Annotated in this window: 15 protein-coding genes and 1 pseudogene; 11 read left to right on the plus strand and 5 right to left on the minus strand. The window is 62.9% G+C overall.

All coding sequences use genetic code 11. The features are described 5' to 3' along the window. Positions 1-21: 21 nt before the first annotated feature. Both pstA and IMX17_RS21040 read right to left on the minus strand, forming a co-directional pair. Positions 22-1,671, minus strand: coding sequence for a phosphate ABC transporter permease PstA (pstA, locus tag IMX17_RS21035; protein WP_193550189.1), 1,650 nt, complete (start codon positions 1,669-1,671; stop codon positions 22-24). Further along, entirely contained in the window at positions 1,668-3,839 is a 2,172-nt protein-coding gene (locus IMX17_RS21040) for an ABC transporter permease subunit (RefSeq protein WP_193550190.1), read from the minus strand. The genes pstA and IMX17_RS21040 overlap by 4 nt, the downstream gene beginning before the upstream one ends. A 396-nt stretch (positions 3,840-4,235) precedes the next feature. Here IMX17_RS21040 and ppk1 point away from each other — a divergent pair, with 396 nt between their 5' ends. From ppk1 to IMX17_RS21070, 6 genes are all read left to right on the plus strand, one after another. After that, complete coding sequence (ppk1, locus tag IMX17_RS21045) at positions 4,236-6,299, plus strand: polyphosphate kinase 1 (protein ID WP_033644044.1); 2,064 nt, start codon at positions 4,236-4,238, stop codon at positions 6,297-6,299. Between the two features lie 10 nt (positions 6,300-6,309). Beyond that, positions 6,310-7,860, plus strand: coding sequence for an exopolyphosphatase (gene ppx / locus IMX17_RS21050; protein ID WP_033632396.1), 1,551 nt, complete (start codon positions 6,310-6,312; stop codon positions 7,858-7,860). Positions 7,861-8,041: 181 nt separating this feature from the next. After that, a complete protein-coding gene (locus tag IMX17_RS21055; RefSeq protein WP_004941600.1) occupies positions 8,042-8,224 on the plus strand; it encodes a YfgG family protein in 183 nt (60 codons plus the stop codon). Positions 8,225-8,327: 103 nt separating this feature from the next. After that, on the plus strand, positions 8,328-9,761 hold the full coding sequence (mgtE, locus tag IMX17_RS21060) for a magnesium transporter (protein ID WP_015378729.1): 1,434 nt from the start codon (positions 8,328-8,330) through the stop codon (positions 9,759-9,761). Positions 9,762-9,946: 185 nt separating this feature from the next. After that, positions 9,947-13,276: a diguanylate cyclase gene (locus IMX17_RS21065; protein ID WP_046899193.1), complete on the plus strand. Its 3,330-nt coding sequence runs from the start codon at positions 9,947-9,949 to the stop codon at positions 13,274-13,276. Positions 13,277-13,470: 194 nt separating this feature from the next. Next, positions 13,471-13,824 (plus strand): DNA-binding protein, encoded by a 354-nt coding sequence (locus IMX17_RS21070; protein ID WP_193550191.1) that lies wholly within the window; start codon positions 13,471-13,473, stop codon positions 13,822-13,824. Between the two features lie 8 nt (positions 13,825-13,832). Here IMX17_RS21070 and alkA read toward each other — a convergent pair whose 3' ends face one another. After that, entirely contained in the window at positions 13,833-15,323 is a 1,491-nt protein-coding gene (gene alkA, locus IMX17_RS21075) for a DNA-3-methyladenine glycosylase 2 (RefSeq protein ID WP_193550192.1), read from the minus strand. A 164-nt stretch (positions 15,324-15,487) separates the two neighbouring features. Between alkA and yegD the strand changes: the two genes are divergently transcribed. Together yegD and IMX17_RS21085 are read left to right on the plus strand one after the other, a co-directional pair. Next, positions 15,488-16,840: a molecular chaperone gene (yegD, locus tag IMX17_RS21080; RefSeq protein WP_182265516.1), complete on the plus strand. Its 1,353-nt coding sequence runs from the start codon at positions 15,488-15,490 to the stop codon at positions 16,838-16,840. Between the two features lie 51 nt (positions 16,841-16,891). After that, positions 16,892-17,458, plus strand: coding sequence for a GNAT family N-acetyltransferase (locus tag IMX17_RS21085; RefSeq protein WP_033651544.1), 567 nt, complete (start codon positions 16,892-16,894; stop codon positions 17,456-17,458). On the opposite strand, the gene IMX17_RS21090 is transcribed toward IMX17_RS21085, so the two are convergent. After that, a complete protein-coding gene (locus IMX17_RS21090) occupies positions 17,455-18,072 on the minus strand; it encodes a pyridoxamine 5'-phosphate oxidase family protein (protein ID WP_182265517.1) in 618 nt (205 codons plus the stop codon). The two genes, IMX17_RS21085 and IMX17_RS21090, sit on opposite strands and share 4 nt — an antisense overlap. Before the next feature lie 61 nt (positions 18,073-18,133). Beyond that, on the minus strand, positions 18,134-19,087 hold the full coding sequence (locus IMX17_RS21095) for an aldo/keto reductase (RefSeq protein ID WP_033644056.1): 954 nt from the start codon (positions 19,085-19,087) through the stop codon (positions 18,134-18,136). Positions 19,088-19,356: 269 nt separating this feature from the next. Here IMX17_RS21095 and IMX17_RS21100 point away from each other — a divergent pair, with 269 nt between their 5' ends. From IMX17_RS21100 to mdtC, 3 genes and pseudogenes are all read left to right on the plus strand, one after another. Then, the gene (locus IMX17_RS21100; RefSeq protein WP_193550193.1) at positions 19,357-20,610 is read left to right on the plus strand and encodes an MdtA/MuxA family multidrug efflux RND transporter periplasmic adaptor subunit; all 1,254 of its coding nucleotides are present in this window, start codon (positions 19,357-19,359) and stop codon (positions 20,608-20,610) included. Beyond that, positions 20,610-23,729, plus strand: coding sequence for an MdtB/MuxB family multidrug efflux RND transporter permease subunit (locus tag IMX17_RS21105; protein ID WP_182265520.1), 3,120 nt, complete (start codon positions 20,610-20,612; stop codon positions 23,727-23,729). The genes IMX17_RS21100 and IMX17_RS21105 overlap by 1 nt, the downstream gene beginning before the upstream one ends. Next, a pseudogene (gene mdtC, locus IMX17_RS21110) lies at positions 23,726-26,806 on the plus strand (multidrug efflux RND transporter permease subunit MdtC). Before IMX17_RS21105 ends, mdtC begins: the two are co-directional and overlap by 4 nt. Positions 26,807-26,814 lie beyond the last annotated feature (8 nt).

A 26,814-nucleotide genomic window follows, 5' to 3' on the forward strand; every position in this document is an offset into this window, starting at 1 on the left:
TCCCCAAAAATAGCGTCATTGTTACTGCGACCATGCTCGGTACCGCTCCCTCAACGAATGGCGGATACCCATCGCCGCCAGATTCAAACTCACCACGATCGTCACCAGCAGGAAGGCGGTGGCGAACACCAGCGGCCGCGCCGCCTCTACGCTCGGGCTCTGGAATGCCATATCGTAGATCTGGAAGCTCAAATGCATGAACTTCCGCTCCAGGTGCAGATACGGGAAAATCTCGTCTACCGGCAGCACCGGCACCGATTTCACGACCCCCACCAGCATCAGCGGCGCGGTCTCCCCGGCGGCGCGCGCCACCGCCAGGATCAGGCCGGTCATCATCGCCGGCGCCGCCATCGGCAGCACGATGCGCCACAGCGTCTCGGCCCGGCTGGCGCCCAGCGCCATCGAGCCCTGCCGCAGCGAGGCGGGAATGCGCGACAGCCCTTCCTCGGTGGCGACGATCACTACCGGCAGCGTCAGCAGCGCCAGCGTCAGCGCCGCCCACAGCACGCCGGGCGTGCCGAAGGTCGGGTTGGGCAAGGACTCAGGATAGAACAGCTGATCGAGCGTGCCGCCTATCATATAGACGAAGAAGCCGAGGCCGAATACGCCATAGACGATCGAGGGCACGCCAGCCAGGTTGACCACCGCGATGCGGATCACCCGCGTCAGCAGATTGTTGCCGGCATATTCGTGCAGATATACCGCCGCAATTACGCCAAACGGCATCACCACGATCGACATCAGGATCACCATCAACACCGTGCCGAAAATGGCCGGGAACACCCCGCCTTCGGTATTCGCTTCACGCGGGCTGTCGGTGAGGAACTTCTTCACCTGCTCGCCCCAGTGTGCCAGCTTCTCGGTGGTGTTCATGGCGTTCGGGTACCAGGCATCGCGCACCTGGCTGAGCGGAATGGTCAACGTCTGCCCGTGCATGTCGCGCAGCAGCAACGCATCGCGCTGGCGATCGCGGTTCAGCCCCGCCAGACGTTCGGACAACAGCTGATACTGCCGCTGCAGCTCCAGCCGTTCGGCCTTGATGGCGTCCTGTGCGCGGGCGTCCAGCTTATCGTCGCGCTGCAGGCGCTTTTCCCGCAGCCGCAGCGCGTCAAACTGCTGATTGATGCGCGCCATGCCGCGGAATTGAATGTCGTGCGCCTGGCGCGAGAGCGCGGCGATTTGCGGCAGGCGCTGCTGCAACGCCTGCCCCAGATTGCGGCCAGTCAGCGGTTGCCCATCTTCCAGCAGCCCCGCCAGATAACCGTAGGCGGTGCCGTGGCTGTCGCGTTCCAGCACCAGCAGGCTGCGCGGCGTGCTTTGGCTGCGGATATCGCTGGCCAGCAAGGTGCGGAAATCCTGCCCCTCGCGCTCGCGGTTGCCGACCTTAATCAGATAACGTTCGACGTTCTGCGCCTCGCCCGGCGGCGTGACGCCCGCCTCGGCCAGCTGGCGCCGGGAAATGCTTTGTTGCTGGTACAACTCGCCGATCACCGTCACCGGCCCGGCACCGTTCTGATTCAGTTCGAACTGATAAACCGGGCTCGGCCAGAAATAGCGCATCCCCTGCCCGGCCAGCAGCAACAGAATGCCGATCAGCGCCAGCAGGCTGACGGCGACCGAACCAGCGGTCAGCCATACCCACGGTGACCCGCTCTTCACCCAGTTTTTCATGGCGCCTCCTGATTCGGCGTGTAGCGCTTGCGCAGCCGCAGGCGCACCGCCTCCGCCAGCGTGTTGAACACGAAGGTGAAGACAAACAGCACCAGCGCAGTCAGGAACAGCACGCGGTAATGGCTGCTGCCGGAGACCGCCTCCGGCATTTCGATGGCGATATTGGCCGCCAGCGCGCGCAGCCCCTGGAACAGGCTGCCGTCAATAATCGGCGTGTTGCCGGTGGCCATCAGCACGATCATGGTTTCTCCCACCGCGCGGCCAAAGCCGATCATCAGCGCGGAGAAAATGCCGGCGCTGGCGGATGGCAGCACCACCTTGATCACCGTCTGCCATTGGGTGGCGCCCAGCGCCAAAGAGCCCTGGCTCAGGGTGGCCGGTACGCTGAACAGCGCATCCTCCGCCAGCGAGAAGATGATCGGCACCAGCGCGAACCCCATCGCCACGCCCACCACCAGCGCATTGCGCTGATCATAATTATCCCCCAGCCAGAAATGCAGCGGCTCACCGAACAGCGCCACCTCCAGCCACGGCCCCAGGCTGAACGCCAGCCACACCGTCAACGCCAGCAGCGGCAACAGCAACAGCAGATCGACGCCCGGCCGGCAGCGCGGCATAAAACGATGGGTCAACGCGCCGAACAGCAGCACCGCCGCCGCCAGCAGCAGCGGCAACGCCAGCACCGCCAACAGATACTGCTCGATGATCGGCGCCAGCCAGATGCCGGCCACCAGCCCGATCACCACCGTCGGCAGCGCGCCCATCACTTCGATAGCCGGTTTGATCACTCGCCGTAGCCCCGGCGTCATAAAGTAAGCGGTATAGATGGCGCCGGCCAAGGCCAGCGGGATGGCGAACAGCATCGCGTAAGCCGCCGCCTTGAAGGTGCCGAAGATCACCGGCATCAGGCTGAATTTAGGTTGGTAGCTGTCTTCGCCGGAAGTGGACTGCCAGACATAGGCCGGCTGCGGGTAGTTCTCGTACCACACCTTGCCCCACAGCGAACGCCAGGTGACGTCCGGATACGGGTTGTCGAGCGCATAGCGCTGCCAGCCCTGCGCGCTCTCCAGCAGCAGGCCATCGCCGCGCGGCGCGAACGCCATTTGCCGCACCTCGGCGCCCAAACGGGTATTCAACAGCGGCTGCGGTTGAATGGTAGAGAATAGCGAGAAGCCGCCATCAGGCCGCAGGGTGGCGAACACCCGGCGATAAGGTTCAGCCACCGTCAGCTCCTGCCCGTCGGCGCCGTGGTCGAAATGCTGTACCGGCGTCAGGCGCCAGCGCTGCTCTTTTTCCACCTCGAACCACTCGCGCAGGTTGCCGTCGGCGCCCTTGATCAGCAGCGCGCTGCCGCCGGGCAGCGCCGTCATCTGGTACGGGGCGTGTTCGCCCAAGGTGCGCGTTTCACGCAGCTGCAGCTGCGCGCCGTCGATCTGGTAACGCGCCAGCCGGTTGCCCGCCAGCAGGTAAAGCTGGCGGCCATCCGGCGTCAGCACCAACTGCTCTGCGTCGTGTTCCAGCGGACGTTCGCTGAACTGCGGCGGCCGATCCGGGCTGAAACGGCCGAACACCAGCCGCCGATCGTCGGTCACCCCGGCCAGCAGGTACTGCCCGCGATGCGCATCCGCCAGCGACAACAGCTTCAGCGGCTTGCGCTGCGGATCCAGCGCCAGCGGCGGTTGCCCGAGCGGGAACAGCCACTGCGGCCGGCCGTTTTCCGCCGTGGCGAAATCCGCGCGCGCCACCACCAACCGGCCGTCGGCCTGCGCCAGCGCAAACAGATCGCGCTCGCCGGCGGCCTGCGCGAGCAGCACCGGTTTGGCCAGCAGCGTTTGCTGCGCCAGCGGTGTCTGAGCCTGGCCGCTCGGCGCCGGCGACAGACGATAAAATTGCCCCGCGCCCTGCGCATCGATGCGATAACCGACGTGCTGCTGCACGTCCATGCCCAACGCCAGCGCCGGGGAAGACGCCGCAATCGGCAGTGGCTGAGCCTGCCCAACCGAGGCCGGTTTGAACAGCGGCAGCACCGCAAACAGCAGATAAACGAAGATCAGCATCAACGTCATCAGCACCATCAGCCCGCAGGCGGTCACTGCCGCCTGCACGCCGCGGTCGATGCGCCCGCGCAGGCGATCTCGGGGATGTTGATTTGCCGTCGTCTGTGTCATGTGTCTCGCTGTCGCTGATGTAATCGGGCTTACGCCGTAAGATAACCGGGCATCTTATGTCAGTTTTATGACGTTTGCATGACAAAGTTACCCGAATCAACCCAGGTTTTTTACACTGCAAAAAGACAATATGAATTTGATATATTGCTGAAAAATGACCATAAACACGCTTTATAACGCCAAGAATAAGCCTGCTAACCGTCATTTCATGCTGATCGTTTCACTGCCGGGCATCCCACCGTGGGGAAAATTTCTTGCCGGCGAAAAACGCCGCGCGCCAACGCAATGGATATGTTGGACTTTCCTGTCAATCTCTCGCAATAATGATGAAGGACACTAGAGCGGCATCCGGGCGCTGCGTCCCGGATCCTATTCTAAAATTGAACTGGAGTGGCAATGGGTCAGGAAAAGCTCTACATCGAAAAAGAACTAAGCTGGTTATCCTTTAATGAACGCGTGTTGCAGGAAGCCGCAGATAAGAGCAATCCCCTGATTGAACGAATGCGTTTTCTGGGCATTTACTCCAACAACCTCGACGAGTTCTATAAAGTCCGCTTCGCCGATCTCAAACGCCGCATCCTGATCAGCGAAGAGCAGGGCTCCGCCGGCGCCTCGCGCCACCTGCTGAAAAAGATCCAGGCCAAGGTGCTGAAAACCGATCAGGAATTCGACGGCCTGTACAACGATCTGCTGCTGGAAATGGCGCGCAACCAGATCTTCCTGATCAACGAACGCCAGGTGTCCGAAAACCAGCAAATCTGGCTACGCCAGTATTTCAAACAGCATCTGCGCCAGCACATCACGCCGATCCTGATCAACCACGACACCAATCTGGTGCAGTTCCTGAAAGACGATTACACCTATCTGGCGGTGGAAATTATCCGCGGCGCGCGCACCGACTATGCGCTGCTGGAAATCCCGTCGGACAAAGTGCCGCGCTTCGTCAATCTGCCGCCGGAAGCGCCGCGCCGCCGCAAGCCGATGATCCTGCTGGACAACATTCTGCGTTACTGCCTGGATGAGATTTTCAAAGGCTTCTTCGACTACGACGCGCTCAACGCCTATTCGATGAAGATGACCCGCGACGCCGAGTACGATCTGGTGACCGAAATGGAATCCAGCCTGCTGGAACTGATGTCCTCCAGCCTGAAACAGCGCCTCACCGCCGAACCGGTGCGCTTCGTTTATCAGCGCGACATGCCGAACGAAATGGTGGAGCTGCTGCGCGGCAAGCTGGGCATCTCCAACTACGATTCGGTGATCGCCGGCGGCCGCTATCACAACTTTAAAGACTTCATCAGCTTCCCGAACGTCGGCAAGGCCAATCTGGTCAACAAGCCGCTGCCGCGCCTGCGCCACATCTGGTTCGACGGTTTCCGCAACGGTTTCGACGCCATTCGCGAAAAAGACGTGCTGCTCTACTACCCGTACCACACCTTCGAGCACGTGCTGGAGCTGCTGCGCCAGGCGTCGTTCGATCCAAGCGTGCTGGCGATCAAAATCAACATCTACCGCGTGGCGAAAGACTCGCGCATCATCGAATCGATGATCCATGCCGCACACAACGGCAAAAAGGTCACGGTGGTGGTCGAGCTGCAGGCGCGCTTCGACGAAGAGGCCAACATTCACTGGGCGAAGCGCCTGACCGAAGCCGGCGTACACGTGATCTTCTCGGCGCCGGGGCTGAAAATCCACGCCAAGCTGTTCCTGATTTCGCGCCGTGAAGGCGATGAAATTGTGCGCTATGCTCATATCGGCACCGGCAACTTTAACGAAAAAACCGCGCGCATCTATACCGACTATTCGCTGCTGACCGCCGACTCGCGCATCACCAACGAAGTGCGCCGGGTGTTCAACTTTATCGAGAACCCCTACCGGCCGGTCACCTTCGACAACCTGATGGTGTCGCCGCAGAACTCGCGCCTGAAGCTGTATGAGCTGATCGACAACGAAATCGCCAACGCCCAGGCCGGGGAACAGGCCGGCATTATGTTGAAAATAAATAATCTGGTGGATAAAGGGCTGGTAGATCGGTTATATACCGCGTCCGGCGCCGGCGTGAAGATCCGCCTGCTGGTGCGGGGCATGTGTTCCCTGATTCCCAACCTGCCGGGGATCAGCGACAATATTCAGGTGATCAGCATCGTCGATCGCTTTTTGGAACACGATCGGGTTTACGTTTTCGACAACAAAGGTGACAAACGGGTGTATCTGTCCTCCGCCGACTGGATGACCCGCAACATAGATTACCGTATCGAAGTGGCGGTATCGCTGCTGGATCCGGCGCTGAAACAGCGCGTTCTGGACATTCTGGAGATCCTGTTCAGCGATACGGTCAAGGCCCGTTATGTGGATAAAGAACTGAGCAACCAGTACGTGCCACGCGGCAACCGCCGCAAAGTGCGCGCCCAGGTGGCTATTTACGAGTATTTAAAAGCTCTGGAACAACCAGGACAGTAGGCCAGCAACTATGCCGCTAAAAAACACTGCAACGAACAAACCGCAGGAAATCGCCGCCATCGACCTTGGGTCGAACAGTTTCCACATGGTGATCGCCCGCGTCGTCAACGGCGCCTTACAGGTATTGGGCCGTTTAAAACAGCGGGTGCACCTCGCCGACGGATTGGACAGCAACAACGTACTCAGTGAAGAGGCGATAGAACGCGGCCTGGCCTGCCTGGCGCTGTTTGCCGAACGGCTGCAGGGCTTCCCGGCGGATAACGTCACCATTGTCGGGACCCACACCCTGCGCCAGGCGGTGAACGCCGAAGTGTTCCTCAAGCGCGCCGCCAAAGTGATCCCCTACCCGATCGAAATCATCGCCGGCCAGGAAGAAGCGCGCCTGATCTTCATGGGCGTGGAGCACACTCAACCGGAGAAAGGCCGCAAGCTGGTGATCGACATCGGCGGCGGCTCGACCGAGCTGGTGATCGGCGAAGACTTCGAGCCGCTGCTGGCGGAAAGCCGCCGCATGGGCTGCGTCAGCTTCGCCCAGCTGTTCTTCCCCGGCGGCGAGATCAGCAAAAACAACTTCCGCCGCGCGCGGCTGGCGGCGGCGCAGAAACTGGAAACGCTGGCCTGGCAGTACCGCATTCAGGGCTGGCAGTACGCGCTGGGCGCCTCGGGCACCATCAAGGCCGCCCACGAAGTGCTGGTGGCAATGGGCGAAAAAGACGGTCTGATCACCCTCGAACGCCTGGAAATGCTCGCCGAACAGGTGCTGCAGTTCAAAAGCTTCAGCTCACTGAGCCTGCCGGGGCTGTCGGAAGATCGCCAATCGGTGTTCGTGCCGGGGCTGGCTATCCTGTGCGGCGTGTTCGATGCGCTGGCGATCCGCGATCTGCGCCTGTCTGACGGCGCGCTGCGCGAAGGCGTGCTGTATGAAATGGAAGGCCGCTTCCGCCACCAGGACATCCGCAGCCGCACCGCCAAAAGCCTGGCCGATCACTACAACATCGACCGCGAACAGGCCAAGCGGGTGCTGGAAACCACCGAACTGCTCTATTCGCAGTGGATGGCGCAAAACACCAAGCTGGTGCATCCGCAATTGGAAGCCCTGCTTAAATGGGCCGCCATGCTGCACGAAGTGGGGCTGAGCATCAACCACAGCGGCATGCATCGCCATTCGGCCTACATTCTGCAAAACTCCAACCTGCCTGGCTTTAACCAGGAACAGCAGCTGCTGTTGGCGGCGTTGGTGCGTTTCCACCGCAAGGCGATCAAGCTGGAAGAGCTGCCGCGCCTCAACCTGTTCAAAAAGAAACACTACCTGCCGCTGATCCAGCTGCTGCGTCTGAGCACCCTGCTCAATAACCAGCGCCAGTCGACCACCACGCCGGAAACGCTGCGCCTGACCACCGACGACAACCACTGGACGCTGCGCTTCCCGGCCGGCTACCTGGCGCAAAACAACCTGGTGCAGCTGGACTTCGAGCGCGAGCAGGCCTACTGGAATGACGTCGTCGGCTGGAAGCTGCTGATCGACGAAGAAGGCTCGCAAGACGAACAGCGCTCCGCCTGATCCCCCGCCCCCTGCCAGCCAGGGGGTTTTTCTTTCCGCCCTCGCTCCGCCAACCTAAACGAAACCCTAATACGGCGCGCCGCTCGCCGGAAAAAAATGGACAACTTTTGTCATCAGCGCCTAAAATCCGGTTACAAATTCTCGAGCGAATAACACAGGACACCGGCATACCGGGTGATATATGCGCAAGAAAACCACCGGACAGATGACGAAGATAGTGTTGTTTATCAGCTTTATCATTTTAGTCGGCCGACTGCTGTACGCCGCCGTGGTGGCGGTGCCTCATCATCAGGAAAAAAAGCAGGCCGCTGCGCAAAACGCCGCCGAAGTCAGCGCGCCGCAACAGGACGCCTCCTCTGAATAACCGCCGCGCCCCGTCCGTTTCATAAAAATGACTCCGGCACTCGCTATGCTCTATCTTTTAATGAGCCTGCGTCAGGAACGCCGAGCGCCCGTTAAGGAACACCATGTCAGCCGCAACCCATAACGTCAAAAAAGTCGCTGAACACCGCCAGCGCATTCTCACTCTGTTGTTGAACAATAAGGAATTGGTCGACGGCATTCTCGGCCGGCCAGGGGATGAACACGCCCTCAGCCAAAGCGAACTGCTGAACCAAACGGCGGAAATTACCGGCCTGCTTGACGACATGCACGCCGCCGACCTGGCGGACCTGCTGGAAGCGCTGCCGCAGGACGAACGCATGGCGCTGTGGCGGCTGGTGGGCAACAGCAAGCGCGGCCAGACGCTGGTGGAAGTCGCCGAACCGGTGTGGGACAGCCTGATCGAAGAAATGAGCGATAAAGACCTGCTCAAAGCGATCAAAACGCTGGACGTGGACGAACAGGCCTATCTGGCGCAATACCTGCCGCGTAACCTGATGGGCCGGTTGCTGACCTCGCTGGAGCCGGAGCAGCGCGCTCAGGTGCGCGAGATGAGTCAGTACGCCAAAGACAGCGTCGGTTGGATGATGGATTTCGAACTGGTGACGGTGCGGCCGGACGTCACGCTCGGCGCGGTGCACCGTTTTTTGCGCATGCGCAAAACCATTCCCGACGCGACCGATAAACTGTTCGTCACCGATCGCAAAAACACCCTGCTGGGCGAACTGCCGCTCACCGCGGTGCTGCTGAACGACCCGGAAATCCCGGTACGCGAAGTGATGGACAGCGACCCCGCCACCTTTCAGCCTGAGGACAAGGCCGATGAAGCGGCCGGCGCGTTCGAACGTTATGACCTGATCAGCGCCCCGGTGGTTGACGCCAAAGGTAAACTGATGGGCCGTCTGACCATCGAAGAGATCGTCGACGCCGTCAACGAAGAGAGCGACACCAACCTGCGCCGCATGGGTGGTTTAAGCCCGGAAGAAGACGTGTTCGCCCCGGTCAGCAAAGCGGTCAAAACCCGCTGGGCCTGGCTGGCGATCAACCTTTGCACCGCGTTCGTCGCCTCGCGGGTGATCGGCCTGTTCGAGCACACCATTTCCCAGCTAGTGGCGCTGGCGGCGCTGATGCCGATCGTCGCCGGCATCGGCGGCAACACCGGCAACCAGACCATCACCATGATCGTGCGCGCGCTGGCGCTGCACCAGATTGAAGTCGGCAACATCTCGCGCCTGATGCTCAGAGAGCTGGGCGTCGCCATCATCAACGGCGTGGTGTGGGGCGGCATCATGGGCGTGATCACCTGGCTGCTGTACGGCGACGCGGCGATGGGCGGCGTGATGACGCTGGCGATGCTGCTCAACCTGCTGCTGGCGGCGCTGATGGGCGTGGTGATCCCGATGACCATGCTCAAACTGGGCCGCGATCCGGCGGTCGGCTCGAGTGTGCTCATCACCGCGCTGACCGATACCGGCGGCTTCTTCATCTTCCTCGGCCTCGCCACCCTGTTCCTGCTGTAAGACGCTCAAAGCCGGCCCCGCGCCGGCTTTTTCGTCATTCTGTCGCCGGGTTTGCGCTAACGCAGTAAAGTCGGCCCTCCCGGTAGGTTTTCCTCCCGCACTGTACTACCCTTTTTCAATAAATCATCTTGATTCATCCACGTCATGAATCCAATCACAGGCAGAGGTCATCGGTAAGGATGTCTATGGATATCAGCGCGCCGAACGCGTTCGGCACACACAAAGGCGTTATGCTGACACATTCCCTGTTCGTGGCGCTGGCGACATTTTTGCTCGCCTTGCTGAGCCTGTCGTTATCCAGTGAGGCTCATCACTTCACGCCGCTGTGGTTCCCGACCGCCGCCGCGATCGCCGTGTTGTATCGCCATCCTCCGCGTCATTGGGGTTTGCCGCTGCTGGCCAGCGGCACAGGCATCGTACTCGCCAGCTTCCTGCTGTTCGGCCTCAGCGCCATTCCGGTCAAGCTGGCCGCCATCAACCTGCTGGAAGCGGCAGTGTGCGCTCTGCTGCTGCGCCGCACGCTGCCGGCGATCGATCCGCTGAGCGATCTGGGCTGTTGGCTGCGCTTCGTGGTCTGTGCGGTGATCTTCACCCCGCTGTTCAGCGCGCTGCTGGCCGCCGGACTGACCCCCACGCCGGACCTGACGTTTTGGCAATCGTTCGGCACCTGGTTCATCTCTGAGGCGATAGGGGTGCTGTCGCTGGCGCCGCTCGGGCTCACCTATCACCGCCGCCTGTTGGCCGGGCTGAATCCGTATCCGCTGCTGTTGACCCTGATGGGCTCGCTGGCCTTCAGCTATCTGGCGCTGACGCATCTGCCCTTCCCCTTTACCTTCGTCATCCTGCCGCTGCTGTGGGCGGCTATCGCGCTGTCACGCTTCGAAACCTTCACCGTCTGTTTCTGCACTCTCCTGCTGATCACCGTCCTGCTGTCGCTGGGCCTGCTGCGCCTTCAGTCTTCCCAGCACACTTTCCTGGGCGAACTCGGCCTCTATCTGCCGATGTTGCTGATCCTGATCCCGGCGCACGCCATGGCGATGGTGATGCACACCTTCCGGGTGGAAAAACAACATATCGTCGAGAGCGAAAGCCGCTTTCGCAGCGCGCTGGAGTATTCCGCCATCGGCATGGCGCTGGTGTCGCCGGAAGGCAAATGGCTGCAGGTTAACCAGGCGCTGTGCAAGCTGCTCGGCTATCCGCCCGAAAGACTTTATCGCCTGACCTTTCAAGAGATCACCCACCCGGACGATCTGAACGCCGACCTGACCCAACTGCACGAACTGCTCGACGGCCATATCAGCAGCTACACCATGGAGAAACGCTATATCCGCAGCGACGGCCAGACGGTCTGGGCGCTGCTGGCGGTCTCGCTGGTGCGCGACGGCGAAGGCCGGCCGTTGTACTTCATCTCTCAGGTGGAGGACATCAGCGACCTTAAGCGCAGCGAGGCGGAGAACAATCGGTTGGTGGAGCGCATCACGCTGGCCAACCAGGTGGGCGGCGTCGGCATCTGGGAATGGGTGATGAGCCAGGAAAACTTCACCTGGGATCAGCGCATGTTCGAACTCTACGATCTCACCCCCGACCAAACGCCGACGCTGGCGTTGTGGCGCACCCTGCTGGTGCCGGAAGATCGCGAGCGCACCGATCGCGAGCTGGCCGAGATCCTGGCGCAGCCACGGCCATTCATCATGGAGTTTCGCATCACTACGCGCAGCGGCAAAGTGCGCCATATCCGCGGCCAGGGCAACGTGATCCTCGACGATCAGGGCCGGCCGCTGCGCCTGATCGGCACCAATATCGACATGACCGAGCTCAAGAGCCTCGCCGAGGCGCTGCACGAAGAGAAAGAGCGCCTGCACATCACCCTCGACGCCATCGGCGAAGGGGTGATCTCCACCGACAGCCACCTGCGCATCACCTTTATGAATCCGGTGGCGGAACAGATGTGCGGCTGGCCGCTCGAATTGGCGATCGGTATGCCCGTCGCCGGCGTGGTGCGCCTGACCAACGGCAAAGACGGCCCGGAAATCGAAAACCTCACGCAATACCCACGGCAATGGCCGGCGGATTATGCGCTGGTGCTGCACAGCCGCGACGGGCGTTATTTCGACGTACAGCAGTCGGTCTCACCGCTGAAAACCCTCGACGGGGAAACCATGGGTGCGGTGATGGTGCTGCAGGACGTCACCGCCTCGCGCGAACTGATGAAAAAACTCAGCTACAGCGCCTCGCACGATGCGCTGACCGGATTGCCGAACCGCACCCGCTTCGAGAAACAGCTGAAAGCGGCGATCGTCGCCGGCGGGGAACCGTCGTCGCCGCATTCGCTGGTGTTCCTCGATCTGGATCGGTTCAAGGCGGTGAACGACACCGCCGGCCATGCGGCGGGCGATGCCCTGCTGCGGGACATCGCCCAGCTGATGCGGCATCAGCTGCGCCATAGCGACTGCCTGGCCCGGCTGGGCGGCGACGAGTTCGGTCTGATCCTGTACGACTGCCGGCTGGAACAGGCCAAATCGCTGGTGCAGCAAGTGGTTAATCAAATCAGCCAGCACCCGTTCTACTGGGAAGGGAAGATTTACCGCGTCGGCGCCAGCGCCGGCATCACGCGCATCAGCGCCGACGCCAAAAGCAGCGAACTGCTGGCGCAGGCCGATATCGCCTGCTACACCGCCAAGCACCAGGGGCGCGGCCAGGTTTATCTGTACGAAACGCGGCAGAAACAGCTGCTGGAGCGGCAGCACGAGGTGCTGAGCCTGCAGGAAGTGCAGACGATCATCAGCGAGGGGCAACTGCGGCTGTTGACTCACGCGGTCGCGCCGCCGGCGACGCCGCTGTCGGCCGCGTTTCACCAGGTGAAGCTGCAGGTGATGGCGCCGGACGAGCGCCCGCTGTCGCACGAGGCGTTCATCGCCGCCGCGCAGCTGTACGGCCTGATGCCGGACATCGACCGCTGGACGGCGGCGCAACTGCTGGTGAAATATGCCGACGACATCAAACGCAAAGGGCTGTCGCTCGCGCTGCCGCTGGCCATCGACAGCCTGCTGAGCGCCGACTTCCAGCGCGACCTGACGGAAACGGTGCGCGCTTCCTCGCTGCCGCCGCAGGCGCTGCTGTTCAGCGTCGATGAGGCCGCGATACTGGAGCACGCCGCGCAGTGTCGGGTATTTCTCCGCGAACTGCAGCAGCAGGGCTGCCGGCTGATCGTCAACGGCTTCGGGCATAACATCAATGCGTTCGATGAGCTCAGCGACCAGAGGATCGACATCATTCGCATCGATGAACGCTTTATCACCAACGTGCACTGCAACCAGATGGACGAGCTGATGGTCTCGATGCTCAACGGCGCGGCGCATCGCATTAAAGCGCAGACCTTCGCCGGGCCGGCTCACCAGCCGGTGACGCTGCAGGCGCTGCGCGACATCGGCGTCGATCTGGCGGACGGCGACCAGGTGGCGCTGGAGCAGCCGCTGGCGGTGTTGCTCAGCGACGGCTATTTCGGCATCCGTTAACCCTCTCCCCCTCTCAGGCGCCGTCTCCCGGGCGGCGCTTCGCATCTCGTTCGTTACATGATATTAACCAAGACAAGATTAGTGATATAAATAACCCCTGAAGCTTAAACGATTAAGTAAGATGAAATACCCATGCGAACATCGACGTATCCGTTGATTTTCCTCGACAGGTGATGGCTCAGAGACAAGGGACTATGGAAAAGAAATGGTTTTCCGCCAGGGAACTGATGGGTAAGGCGGGGTTGCCCTCAACCCCGCAAGGGGTCAATTTGATGGCCCGGCGCGAAGGCTGGGTCAGTCGCCGCCGCAGCGGCGTACAGGGCAAAGCGCTGGAATACCATATCGACAGTCTGCCGTTCGGCGCGCGCAGCCTGTCGGCGTTGCGCGAAACCGACCATCCGGATTACGACGTCAAACGTCAGGATCCGGTACGGGTCTGGATCGAGTATTACTATCACCTGACGCCGGCCGAACGGGAAAAGCTGCTGGCGTTCCTGATGCGTGAAGGCATGAGCCGCCTGCTGCAGCTGATCGACACCCCTCGCTAGCTCTACGTTCAACTCTCCCCTTTCGGTGCCCAGCCGTCGTTGTGCCACAGATGCAGCGTGGCGTAAGAGCGCCACGGGCGCCAACGTTCAGCGTAGCGTTCTATCTGGCGCGGCGTCATGCCGGGAAAACGCTGTTTGATCAGGTAATCGCCGGCCAGGAACACGTCCGGCCACGACCAGGCGCGCATCGCGATATAGCTGGCGGTCCAGCTGCCGATACCCGGCAGCGCGGTCAGCGCCTTGATGCCCTGTTCGATATCCAGCACGTTGTCGAGCTGCAGCCGCCCTTCGCCCAGCGCGCGGGCGATCTCGATCAGCGCCGCCGCGCGCTTCAGCTGCACCCCGAGCGGGCGCAGTTCTTCGGGCTGCAGCTGCGCCACCCGTTCTGCTGTGGGGAAAACGTGGGTGATGCCCTCATGCGGCGTCGCCAGCGCTTCGCCCCAGCGTTCGGCCATCCGCCCGGCGAAGGTCGCCGCCATTTTCACGCTGACCAACTGCCCCAGCACCGCACGCGCCGCCTGCTCGAAACTGTTCACGCAGCCCGGCAGGCGCAGCCCCGGCGCATCGGCCGCCAGCGAGCCCAGCGCCTCATTAATGCGATCCGGCGCGGCGTCCAGATCAAACAGCAGGCGCACCCGGCGCAATACCTCCGTCGTCACCAAACTGAGCGTCGGCGCAATCTCGACCCGAACCCGATTGCGCGCCTCTTCCGGCTGCACGCTGAGCCAGCCGCGGTGTTCCGTGCCGCCCTGGCTGACGGCGATCGAGCGCAGGTAGCGGCGCCCCTCGACCCGCTCCACGCCCTGCACGGCGCGCGCCTGCAAGAAATTCAGCATGCGTTCCCAGTCATAGGGCGGCCGATAGCCCAGGTGAAACACCAACCCGCTGGCGGCGGCCCGTTCACCGCGCGCACCGCCGCTGCGCAGCGCCGACGGGATCAGGCGGTAACGCGTCTTGAACAGCTCGTTGAAACGCCGCAGGCTGCCGAAACCGGCGGCGAACGCCACCTCGCTGAGCGGCAGATCGGTGTCCGCCAGCAGGCGCTTGGCCTGCAGCAACCGGTGCGACTGCGCGTAATCGATCGGCGAGGCGCCAAACTGTTCGGCGAAGATGCGCCGCAGATGGCGATCGGAAATGCCCAGCCGCGCCGCCAGCGCTTCGCAGCTGTGTTCGGACAGATACCCCTGCTCGATGAGCTGCACCGCCACCTGGGCATAGCGGTTGCCCAGGTCGATCAGCGCCAGGCCGGGCGCCAGTTCCGGTCGGCATTTGAGGCAGGGGCGAAACCCTGCCAGTTCAGCCGCCGCCGCGCTCGGATAAAAGGTGCAATTTTCCAGCTTCGGCGTGCGGGCGCTGCACACCGGGCGACAATAGATGCCGGTGGAAGAGACGCCGACGAAAAAACGGCCGTCGAATTTGCGGTCACGCGCGCGCAGCGCGTCGTACAACGCTTGCTGTTGAGTATTCATGGCAACGCTCGGGTTCGGTTTTTTCTGCATTATGGGACTCGGCTAGCGCGCTGACGTGCGGAATTCGGACATTAAGTTAAGCACGCCGCCGCCGCGCCCGCTAAATTTTTCGACACTCGCGCATTGGCGCATTGCCCGCCGGCCCCGTCTCGGGTAAAGTCGCCCCCCTTCATTGGCATGGGGACAAAAAAGAGATGTTTATTGGATTCGATTACGGGACCGCCAACTGTTCCGTTGCAGTGATGCGCGACCACGGCCCCGAGCTGTTGACGCTGGAAAACAACGCGCCCTATCTGCCTTCGATGCTGTGCGCGCCGACCCGCGAAGCGGTGAGCGAATGCCTGCACCGCCATTGGCAGATCCCGACCGGCAGCGAAGAAAACCAGCAGCTGCTGCGCCGCGCCATCAGTTACAACCGCGAAGAAGACATTCCGGTCAACGGCAACAGCGTGCTGTTCGGCCTGCAGGCGCTGGCGCACTATATGGAAGATCCCGAAGAGGTGTACTTCGTGCGCTCGCCGAAGTCCTTCCTCGGCGCCAACGGCCTGAAACCACAGCAGATCGCGCTGTTCGAAGACCTGGTGTGCGCCATGATGTTCCACATCAAACGCCAGGCGGAAAATGTGCTGCAAACCGGCATCGATCAGGCGGTGATCGGCCGGCCGATCAACTTCCAGGGCATCGGCGGCGACGAAGCCAACCGGCAGGCGCAGGGCATTCTGCAGCGCGCCGCCGAACGCGCCGGTTTCAAGGACATTGAGTTCCAGTTCGAGCCGGTGGCGGCGGGGCTGGACTTCGAAGCGACGCTGAGCGAAGAGCAAACCGTGCTGGTGGTGGACATCGGCGGCGGCACCACCGACTGCTCGGTGCTGCTGATGGGGCCGCAGTGGCGCAACCGCGCCGATCGCCAGCAGAGCCTGCTGGGCCACAGCGGCTGCCGGGTCGGCGGTAACGATCTGGACATCATGCTGGCCTTCAAACAGCTGATGCCGCTGTTCGGCCTGGGCGGCGAAACCGCGAAAGGCATCGCCCTGCCGGCGCTGCCTTACTGGAACGCGGTGGCGACCAACGACGTGCCGGCGCAAAACGATTTCTACAGCGCCGCCAACGGCCGCGTGCTGCGCGATCTGATCCTCGACGCGGCGGAGCCGGAAAAGGTCAAGCGCCTGCTGAAAGTGTACCAGCAGCGCCTGAGCTACCGATTGGTGCGGGCGGCCGAAGAGAGTAAGATCGCCCTGTCCGGCCAAACGGCCATCAGCGCGCCGCTCAATTTCGTGCAGGCCGATCTGGCGGAGAACATCAGCCAGGATCAGCTCGCCGACGCCATCTCGCAGCCGTTGATGCGCATTCAGGAGCAGGTCAGCGCCGCGCTGGCCAGCAGCCAGACCGCGCCGCAGGTGATCTACCTGACCGGCGGCAGCGCGCGTTCGCCGCTGCTGCGCGCCGCGTTGCAACAGCAACTGCCGGGCATTCCGATCGTCGGCGGCAACGACTTCGGCTCGGTCACCGCCGGGCTGGCGCGCTGGGCGCAAACGCTGTTCCGTTGACCGCCCACGGGCGCGGCTCGCCGCGCCCTTGTTCATTGGAGACTATGCATCATGTCGACCATCCTTACCCTCGACAGCGCCAGGCTGCGGCTGCGCCCCTGGCGCGACGACGACCTGCCGGCCTTCGCCGCGCTCAACGCCGATCCGCAGGTCATGCGCTATTTCCCGGCGACGATGACGGCCGAGGAAAGCCGCGCGCAGGCCGAACGCATCCGCGCCTTCCTGCAACAGCACGGCTGGGGGCTGTGGGCGGTGGAAGTGAAAAGCGGCGCGCCTTTTATCGGTTTTGTCGGGCTGGCGCGGCCGGGCGACGACCTGCCTTGCTCCCCCTGCGTGGAGATTGGCTGGCGGCTGGCGGCGGCCCACTGGGGCAACGGCTACGCCGCTGAGGCGGCGCGCGCCGCGCTGGCGTGCGCCTTCGACACGCTGCATTTGCCGGAAGTGGTGTCCTTCACCGCCGAAGATAACCAGCCGTCGCGCCGGGTGATGACGCGCATCGGTATGCGCTTCGACGGCGAAACCTTCCTGCACCCGCGTCTGCCGGCGGGCCATCCGCTGCAAAAGCACGTCTTGTACCGGCTGAATCGACAAACGTGGCGCGAACGCCACGGCGATTAATACAGCGTATCCTTCAGCCGCTGCGGCAGCACGCTGTCGTACTCCTCACCGTCGAAGTGCGTTTGGCTCACCGCGGCCAAAATATGGCCGGGGCTGGGCAGCGCCGAACGCGCGAGGCGGCTGGCCTCTTCCCATAACCCCGAACGCAAGATCGCCCGGCTGCACTGAAAGAACACCGCCTCCACCCGAATGCGCAGCACCGAACGCGGCAGCTGGTTGCGGTGGGCGAAGCGCTGCAACACCGCCGGCGCCACCACGATCTCCGCCCGCCCGTTAATCCGCAGCGTTTCGCCGATGCCGGGGATCAGCAGCAGCAGCGCCACCCGGTTGTCGTGCAGGATATTGCGCAGACTGTCGATGCGGTTATTGCCGCGCCGATCCGGCAACAGCAGGGTTTTCTCGTCTTCGATATGAATGAAACCGGCCGGATCGCCGCGCGGCGAGACGTCCATGCCGTCCGGCCCGACCGTCGAGAGGGCAGCGAACGGCGCCGCCTCGATAAACGGACGGTAAGCCGGGTGGATGTAGCTGACTTCTTTAAAAACCGAGGGCGCGGCGGGCTTGCCGTACAGCTGTTCCAGCGCCGCGAGGTCGTTGATGATATCGCCAGACATTGCAGTTTCCTGAATGAGTCATATTGACCCCTTCAGCATAGAGCAAAATCGCCGGCGGCTCTTACTCGGCGCTGGCGTGGTTCAGCGTCTGAATGTCGTCCGCATCCAGCGTCAGTCGCGTGGCGCTGACCAACTCATCCAGCTGCGACAACGAGGTAGCGCTGACGATCGGCGCGGTGATGCTCGGACGCGCGATCAGCCAGGCCAGCGAGACCTGCGCCGCAGAGACGCCGTGTTTGCCCGCCACCTGATCCAGCGCCGCCAGGATGCGGAAACCGCGCGGGTTCAGGTAGCGTTCGACGATGCGATCGCCGCGCTGACTTTTGCCCTCATCCGCTTTGCTGCGGTATTTGCCGGTCAGAAAGCCGCTGGCCAGCGCGAAGAAGTTGATCACCCCGAGGCCATGGCGCTGCGCCACCCCCTCCAGCTCGGCTTCATACCCTTCGCGCGCATACAGATTGTATTCCGGCTGCAGGGTTTCGTAGCGAGCCAATCCGTTGCTCTCGCTCACCCGCAGCGCTTCTTCCAGGCGATCCGCCTGATAGTTGGAGGCGCCGATCGCCCGCACCTTGCCGGCCTTGATCAGCGCATCGAACGCCGCCAGCGTCTCTTCCAGCGGCGTATCGCGGTCATCGTCGTGCGACTGGTAGAGATCGATATAATCGGTTTGCAGACGGCGCAGCGAATCTTCCACCGCCTGCTGAATATAGCGCGGCGACAGCCCCTGTTTGCCTTCGCCCATCGGTTTGCCTACCTTGGTGGCGATGATCACCTGGTCGCGCTTGCCGCTCTTCTTCAACCATTCGCCGATGACGGTTTCCGATTCGCCGCCTCGGTTGCCCGGCGCCCAGCTGGAATAAACGTCGGCGGTATCGATAAAGTTGAGCTGATTGTCCACCAGCGCATCCAGCAGGCTGAACGAGGTCGCTTGATCCGCCGTCCAGCCGAACACGTTGCCGCCAAAGGTCAACGCCGGCACCTGAATGCCTGAGCGGCCCAATTCTCTGTTGCTCATCATCTGCTCCTGTGGGAAAAGATTCGCGGGTTAATTATTAGCGCCAACCAGGATAGAACGCTAAAACGGATTGGCTATAAGCTGAAACCAATCACTTATAAACATAGCACGCTCAAATCACCCACTTATTAGGACAATGCTGACGGTTCCTCCATATTTCCTTCATTTTTATGCCGTCCCCGCTGGCTAAACTAGTATCCTGTAAGGAGTGTCATTTTTGTGGCAATGAGTGCCCGCACCCCTGCCTTTTGGAGAGAATTTTCGCCGCCATGAATGCAAAACCCCAACGCCGTTCCCTGATGCCGCGCCTGCTGGTTGCGGCCATCCTGGTCATCGCCGCCGTCTTCGCCTGGCGTTATTTTAACGCCGCTCAACCGCCGGCCGGCACGGCCCCGGGCGCGCAGCAGGCCGGCGGCACAGCGGGGGCCGGTCGCGCGGCGGGCGGGCGGCGCGGCGCGCCGATGTCGCCGGTGCAGGCCGCGACGGCCACGCAACAGACGGTGCCGCGTTATCTTTCCGGCTTGGGCACCGCCACCGCCGCCAATACCGTCACCGTCACCAGCCGGGTCGACGGCCAACTGATGGCGATCCACTTTACCGAAGGCCAGCAGGTCAAAGCCGGCGATCTGCTGGCAGAAATCGATCCCCGGCCATTCCAAGTGCAACTGACCCAGGCGCAGGGGCAGTTGGCGAAAGATCAGGCCACGCTGGCCAACGCCCGGCGCGATCTGGCGCGCTACCAGCAATTGGTGAAAACCAATCTGGTTTCCCGTCAAGAGCTGGATACGCAGGCCTCGCTGGTGCAGCAAACCGAAGGCGCGATCAAGGCCGATCAGGGCGCGGTCGACAGCGCCAAACTGCAGATCACCTACAGCCGCATCACTGCGCCAATCGACGGCCGCGTCGGGTTGAAACTGGTCGACGTCGGCAATTACGTCACCAGCGGCAGCACCACCGGTTTGGTGGTGATCACGCAGACGCACCCGATCGACGTGGTGTTCACGCTGCCCGAAGGCAACATCGCCGATCTGCTCAAGGCGCAAAAAGCCGGGCCGGTGAGCGTCGAAGTCTGGGATCGCACCAACCAGAACAAGCTCACGACCGGTTCGCTGCTGAGCCTGGACAACCAAATTGATACCGCCACCGGCACCATCAAGCTGAAAGCGCGCTTCGCCAACGAAGACGACGCGCTGTTCCCCAACCAGTTCGTCAACGCGCGGCTGCAGGTGGATACCCTGCACGATGCGGTGGTGATCCCGACCGCCGCGCTGCAGATGGGCAACGAAGGCAACTTCGTCTGGACGCTCAGCGAAGACAACAAGGTCAGCAAACACCGGGTCACCGCCGGCGTGCAGGACAGCCGGCAGGTGGTGATCAGCGCCGGCCTCAACGCCGGCGATCGGGTGGTGACCGACGGCATCGATCGCCTGACCGAAGGCATGCAGGTGGAAGTGCTGGCGCCGAGCGACGCGCCTGCGGCGTCAAAAGCCAAGCGCGAACCTGACGTTCAGAGGAAGTCCTGATGCAGGTGATGCCACCGACCCGCGGCGGCGGCCCTTCCCGCCTGTTTATCCTGCGCCCGGTCGCCACCACCCTGCTGATGGTGGCGATACTGCTGGCGGGGATCATCGGCTATCGCGCGCTGCCGGTTTCCGCGTTGCCGGAAGTGGACTACCCGACCATCCAGGTGGTGACGCTGTACCCCGGCGCCAGCCCGGACGTGGTCACCTCCGCCATTACCGCGCCGCTGGAACGCCAGTTCGGCCAGATGTCCGGCCTGAAGCAAATGGCGTCGCAAAGCTCCGGCGGCGCCTCGGTGGTGACGCTGCAATTCCAGCTGGCGCTGCCGCTCGACGTCGCGGAGCAGGAAGTGCAGGCGGCGATCAACGCCGCCACCAACCTATTGCCGAACGATCTGCCCTACCCGCCGATTTACAGCAAGGTTAACCCGGCCGATCCGCCGATCCTGACGCTGGCCGTCACCTCCACCGCCATGCCGATGACGCAGGTGGAAGACATGGTGGAGACGCGCGTGGCGCAGAAAATCTCTCAGGTGACCGGCGTCGGCCTGGTGACCCTGGCCGGCGGCCAACGCCCGGCGGTGCGTGTAAAATTGAACGCCGCGGCGGTCGCCGCCTATGGCCTGAACAGCGAAACCATCCGCACCGCCATCAGCAACGCCAACGTCAACTCGGCGAAAGGCAGCCTGGACGGCCCGACCCGCTCGGTCACCCTGTCCGCCAACGACCAAATGAAATCCGCCGACGACTATCGCCAGCTGATCGTCGCCTATCAGAACGGCGCGGCGATCCGCCTGCAGGATATCGCCACCATCGAACAAGGGGCGGAAAATACCCGACTGGCAGCCTGGGCCAACCAGCAGCAGGCGATCGTGCTGAACATCCAACGTCAGCCCGGCGTCAACGTCATCACCACCGCCGACAGCATCCGCGAAATGCTGCCGACGCTGATTAAAAGCCTGCCCAAGTCGGTCGATGTCAAGGTGCTGACCGATCGCACCACCACCATCCGCGCCTCGGTCAGCGACGTGCAGTTCGAGCTGCTGCTCGCAGTCGCACTGGTGGTGATGGTGATCTACGTGTTCCTGCGCAACGTGCCGGCGACCATTATCCCCAGCGTGGCGGTGCCGCTGTCGCTGGTCGGCACCTTCGCCGCCATGTACTTCCTCGGCTTCTCCATCAACAACCTGACGCTGATGGCATTAACCATCGCCACCGGTTTCGTGGTGGATGACGCCATCGTGGTGATCGAGAACATCTCGCGCTACATCGAGAAAGGGGAAAAACCGCTCGACGCCGCGCTGAAAGGGGCCGGCGAGATCGGCTTCACCATCATCTCGCTGACCTTCTCGCTGGTGGCGGTGCTGATCCCGCTGCTGTTCATGGGCGACATCGTCGGCCGCCTGTTCCGCGAGTTCGCCGTGACGCTGGCGGTGGCGATTTTGATCTCCGCCGTGGTATCGCTGACGCTGACGCCGATGATGTGCGCCCGCATGCTCAGCCACGAATCGCTGCGCAAGCAGAACCGCTTCTCCGCCGCCTCTGAGCGCTTTTTCGAGCGCGTGATCGCGCGATACGGCCAGTGGCTGAAAACGGTGCTTAACCACCCCTGGCTGACGCTCGGCGTGGCCGTGGGCACCCTGGCGCTGACGGTGTTGCTGTACCTGCTGATCCCGAAAGGCTTCTTCCCGGTGCAGGACAACGGCATCATTCAGGGCACGCTGGAGGCGCCGCAGAGCGTTTCGTTCAGCAACATGGCCGAGCGCCAGCAGCAGGTCGCGGCGCAGATCCTCAAAGATCCAGCGGTGGAAAGCCTGACCTCGTTCGTCGGCGTCGACGGCAGCAACGCCACGCTCAACAGCGGCCGGCTGCAGATCAACCTGAAACCGCTGAGCGAACGCAGCGACCGCATTCCGGCGGTCATCAGCCGGTTGCAGCAGCAAACGGCGCAGTTCCCCGGCGTGAAGCTGTACCTGCAGCCGGTGCAGGATCTGACCATCGATACCCAGGTCAGCCGCACCCAGTACCAGTTCACCCTGCAGGCGATGTCGCTGGACGATCTGAGCCTGTGGGTGCCGCAGCTGATGGATGAGCTGAAGCGCACCCCGCAGCTGGCGGACGTCACCAGCGATTGGCAGGATCAGGGGCTGGTCGCCTACGTCAACGTCGATCGCGATTCGGCCTCGCGCCTCGGCGTCACCATGAGCGACGTGGACAATGCGTTGTACAACGCCTTCGGCCAACGTCTGATCTCCACCATCTACACCCAGGCCAATCAATACCGGGTGGTGTTGGAGCACGACGTCAGCGCGACGCCGGGGCTGGCGGCGCTCAATGAGATCCGTCTGAGCGGCAAGGACGGCGCCGTGGTGCCGTTGAGCGCCATCGCCAAAATCGAAGAACGGTTCGGCCCGCTGTCGGTCAACCACCTCGACCAATTCCCGTCGGCCACCGTCTCGTTCAACGTCGCCGCCGGCTACTCGCTCGGCGAAGCGGTGGACGCGGTCACCCAGGCGGAAAAAAATCTCGCCATGCCGAAAGACATCACCACCCAATTCCAGGGCGCGACGCTGGCCTTCCAGGCGGCGCTCGGCAGCACGCTGTGGCTGATTTTGGCGGCGGTAGTGGCGATGTATATCGTGCTGGGCGTGCTGTATGAAAGCTTCATTCATCCGGTGACCATCCTCTCCACCCTGCCGACCGCCGGGGTCGGCGCGCTGCTGGCGCTGATGCTGGCCGGCAGCGAACTGGACGTGATCGCCATCATCGGCATCATCCTGCTGATCGGCATCGTGAAGAAGAACGCCATCATGATGATCGACTTCGCGCTGGCGGCGGAACGCGAACAGGGCTTATCGCCGCGCGACGCCATTTATCAGGCCTGCCTGCTGCGTTTCCGGCCGATCCTGATGACCACGCTGGCGGCCTTGCTCGGCGCGCTGCCGCTGATGCTCAGCACCGGCGTCGGCGCGGAGCTGCGGCATCCGCTCGGCGTCTGTATGGTCGGCGGCCTGATCATGAGCCAGATCCTGACGCTGTTCACCACGCCGGTGATCTACCTGCTGTTTGACAAACTGGCGCGCAACACGCATCGCCAGCCGGATACGCAGGAGCTGCCGTGAAATTCTTCGTCCTGTTCATTCACCGGCCAGTGGCCACCACCCTGCTGACGCTGGCCATCGCCATCAGCGGCACGATCGGTTTTCGCCTGCTGCCGGTGTCGCCGCTGCCGCAGGTGGATTTTCCGGTGATTTCGATCAGTGCGTCGCTGCCGGGCGCCTCGCCGGAAACCATGGCCTCCTCGGTGGCGACGCCGCTGGAGCGCGCGCTGGGCCGCATCGCCGGGGTTAATGAAATGACCTCGATGAGCTCGCTCGGCAGCACCCGGGTGATTTTGCAGTTCGATCTCAGCCGCGACATCAACGGCGCCGCACGCGACGTGCAGGCGGCGATTAACGCCGCGCAAAGCCTGTTGCCGACCGGCATGCCGAGCCGCCCCAGCTATCGCAAGGTCAACCCTTCCGACGCGCCGATCATGATCCTGACGCTGACGTCGGACACCTACAGCCAGGGGCAGCTTTACGACTTCGCGTCCACCCAGCTGGCGCAGAAGATCAGCCAGACCGAAGGCGTCGGCGACGTTTCCGTGGGCGGCAGCTCGCTGCCGGCGGTGCGGGTGGAGTTGAACCCTTCGGCGCTGTTCAATCAGGGCGTTTCGCTGGATGCCGTGCGGCAGGCCATCGCCAACGCCAACGTGCGCCGCCCGCAGGGCGCCGTCGAAAACCCGCAGCAACGTTGGCAAATCCAGGCCAACGACGCGCTGAAAACCGCCGACGCCTACCGCCCGCTGATCGTTCATTACAACAACGGTTCGGCGGTGCGGCTCGGCGACGTGGCCGAGGTCAAAGATTCGGTGCAGGACGTGCGCAACGCCGGGATGACCGACGCCAAGCCGGCGATCGTTCTGGCCATCAGCCGCGCGCCGGACGCCAACATCATCGAAACCGTCGATCGCATTCGCGCCGAGCTGCCCGCCTTGCAGGCGAATATCCCGGCCTCGATTCAACTCAACGTCGCGCAGGATCGCTCGCCGACCATTCGCGCTTCGCTGGCCGAGGTCGAACAGTCGCTGGCGATCGCCATCGGGCTGGTGATCCTGGTGGTGTTCATCTTCCTGCGCTCCGGCCGCGCCACGCTGATCCCAGCGGTCGCCGTGCCGGTGTCGCTGGTAGGCTCGTTCGCCGCCATGTACCTGTGCGGCTTCAGCCTCAACAACCTGTCGCTGATGGCGCTGACCATCGCCACCGGCTTTGTGGTGGACGACGCCATCGTGGTGCTGGAAAACATTTCCCGCCACGTCGAGGCCGGCATGAAACCGATCAACGCCGCGCTGCTGGGCGCGCGGGAGGTCGGTTTCACCGTGCTGTCGATGAGCGTGTCGCTGGTGGCGGTGTTTATCCCGCTGCTGCTGATGGCGGGCCTGCCGGGCCGGCTGTTCCGCGAATTCGCCGTCACCCTGTCGGTGTCGATCGGGCTGTCGCTGATCGTCTCGCTGACGCTCACGCCGATGATGTGCGCCTATCTGCTGCGCCACCAGCCGGCGCGTTCGCAGCGGCGCGCGCGCGGCTTCGGCAAAATGCTGCTGGCGCTGCAGCAGGGTTACGGACGCTCGCTGAACTGGGTGCTTGGCCACTCGCGCTGGGTGCTGGCGGTGTTCCTCGCCACCATTGCGCTCAACGTCTGGCTGTATATCAGCATCCCGAAAACCTTCTTCCCCGAACAGGATACCGGCCGCCTGATGGGCTTTATCCAGGCCGATCAGAGCATCTCGTTCCAGGCGATGCGCGGCAAACTGGAAGATTTCATGAAAATCGTGCGCGAAGATCCGGACGTGGAAAACGTCACCGGCTTTACCGGCGGCTCGCGCACCAACAGCGGCTCGATGTTCATCTCACTGAAACCGCTGTCGGTGCGCAGCGACGATGCGCAGAAAGTGATCGCCCGCCTGCGCGCTCGCCTGGCCAAAGAACCGGGCGCCAGCCTGTTCTTGATGGCGGTGCAGGATATCCGCGTCGGCGGCCGCCAGGCCAACGCCAGCTACCAATATACGCTGCTGGCGGATGACCTCGCCGCGCTGCGCGAATAGGAACCGAAGATCCGCGCCGCGCTGGCGGCATTGCCTGAGCTGGCGGACGTCAACTCGGATCAGCAGGATAAAGGCTCGGAGATGGATCTGGTCTACGATCGCGAGACCATGGCGCGCCTCGGCATTTCGGTGTCCGACGCCAACAACCTGTTGAACAACGCCTTCGGCCAGCGACAGATTTCGACCATCTATCAACCGCTCAACCAATACAAGGTGGTGATGGAAGTGGCGCCGCCTTACACTCAGGACGTCAGCTCGCTGGACAAGATGTTCATCATCAACAACGAAGGCAAGGCGATACCGCTCTCCTACTTCGCCAGTTGGCGACCGGCCAACGCGCCGCTGTCGGTCAACCATCAGGGGCTGTCCGCCGCCTCGACCATCTCCTTTAACCTGCCGGACGGCGGCAGCCTGTCGGACGCCACCGCCGCTGTCGAGCGCACTATGACTCAGCTCGGCGTGCCGTCCACGGTGCGCGGCGCCTTCGCCGGCACCGCCCAGGTGTTCCAGGACACCCTGAAGTCGCAGCTGATCCTGATCCTGGCGGCGATCGCCACGGTGTATATCGTGCTCGGCGTGCTGTACGAGAGCTATATCCATCCGCTGACCATCCTCTCCACTCTGCCTTCCGCGGGCGTGGGGGCGCTGTTGGCGCTCGAGCTGTTCGGCGCGCCGTTCAGCCTGATCGCGCTGATCGGCATCATGCTGTTGATTGGCATCGTGAAGAAAAACGCCATCATGATGGTCGACTTCGCGCTCGAGGCGCAGCGCAACGGCGGCATCAGCGCCCGCGAGGCGATTTTCCAGGCCAGCCTGCTGCGCTTCCGGCCGATCCTGATGACCACGCTGGCGGCGCTGTTCGGCGCGCTGCCGCTGGTGCTGACCAGCGGCGACGGCGCGGAGCTGCGCCAGCCGCTCGGTATCACCATCGCCGGCGGTCTGGTGATGAGCCAGCTGCTGACGCTGTACACCACGCCGGTGGTCTATCTTTACTTCGACCGGCTGCAGGCGAAGTTTCGCCGCAACAAGCAGCTGGCCCCGCTGCCGCACTAATGGCCGAC

This window comes from Serratia sp. X3 (assembly GCF_014982455.1).
Classification (GTDB): Bacteria; Pseudomonadota; Gammaproteobacteria; order Enterobacterales; family Enterobacteriaceae; genus Serratia; species Serratia ureilytica.

Excerpts from the sequence above, each read along its gene's own strand:
- pstA (WP_193550189.1), bottom strand. The coding sequence starts at position 1,671 with ATGAAAAACTGGGTGAAGAGCGGGTCACCGTGGGTATGGCTGACCGCT.
- IMX17_RS21040 (WP_193550190.1), bottom strand. The coding sequence starts at position 3,839 with ATGACACAGACGACGGCAAATCAACATCCCCGAGATCGCCTGCGCGGG.
- ppk1 (WP_033644044.1), top strand. The coding sequence starts at position 4,236 with ATGGGTCAGGAAAAGCTCTACATCGAAAAAGAACTAAGCTGGTTATCC.
- ppx (WP_033632396.1), top strand. The coding sequence starts at position 6,310 with ATGCCGCTAAAAAACACTGCAACGAACAAACCGCAGGAAATCGCCGCC.
- IMX17_RS21055 (WP_004941600.1), top strand. The coding sequence starts at position 8,042 with ATGCGCAAGAAAACCACCGGACAGATGACGAAGATAGTGTTGTTTATC.
- mgtE (WP_015378729.1), top strand. The coding sequence starts at position 8,328 with ATGTCAGCCGCAACCCATAACGTCAAAAAAGTCGCTGAACACCGCCAG.
- IMX17_RS21065 (WP_046899193.1), top strand. The coding sequence starts at position 9,947 with ATGGATATCAGCGCGCCGAACGCGTTCGGCACACACAAAGGCGTTATG.
- IMX17_RS21070 (WP_193550191.1), top strand. The coding sequence starts at position 13,471 with ATGGAAAAGAAATGGTTTTCCGCCAGGGAACTGATGGGTAAGGCGGGG.
- alkA (WP_193550192.1), bottom strand. The coding sequence starts at position 15,323 with ATGCAGAAAAAACCGAACCCGAGCGTTGCCATGAATACTCAACAGCAA.
- yegD (WP_182265516.1), top strand. The coding sequence starts at position 15,488 with ATGTTTATTGGATTCGATTACGGGACCGCCAACTGTTCCGTTGCAGTG.
- IMX17_RS21085 (WP_033651544.1), top strand. The coding sequence starts at position 16,892 with ATGTCGACCATCCTTACCCTCGACAGCGCCAGGCTGCGGCTGCGCCCC.
- IMX17_RS21090 (WP_182265517.1), bottom strand. The coding sequence starts at position 18,072 with ATGTCTGGCGATATCATCAACGACCTCGCGGCGCTGGAACAGCTGTAC.
- IMX17_RS21095 (WP_033644056.1), bottom strand. The coding sequence starts at position 19,087 with ATGAGCAACAGAGAATTGGGCCGCTCAGGCATTCAGGTGCCGGCGTTG.
- IMX17_RS21100 (WP_193550193.1), top strand. The coding sequence starts at position 19,357 with ATGAATGCAAAACCCCAACGCCGTTCCCTGATGCCGCGCCTGCTGGTT.
- IMX17_RS21105 (WP_182265520.1), top strand. The coding sequence starts at position 20,610 with ATGCAGGTGATGCCACCGACCCGCGGCGGCGGCCCTTCCCGCCTGTTT.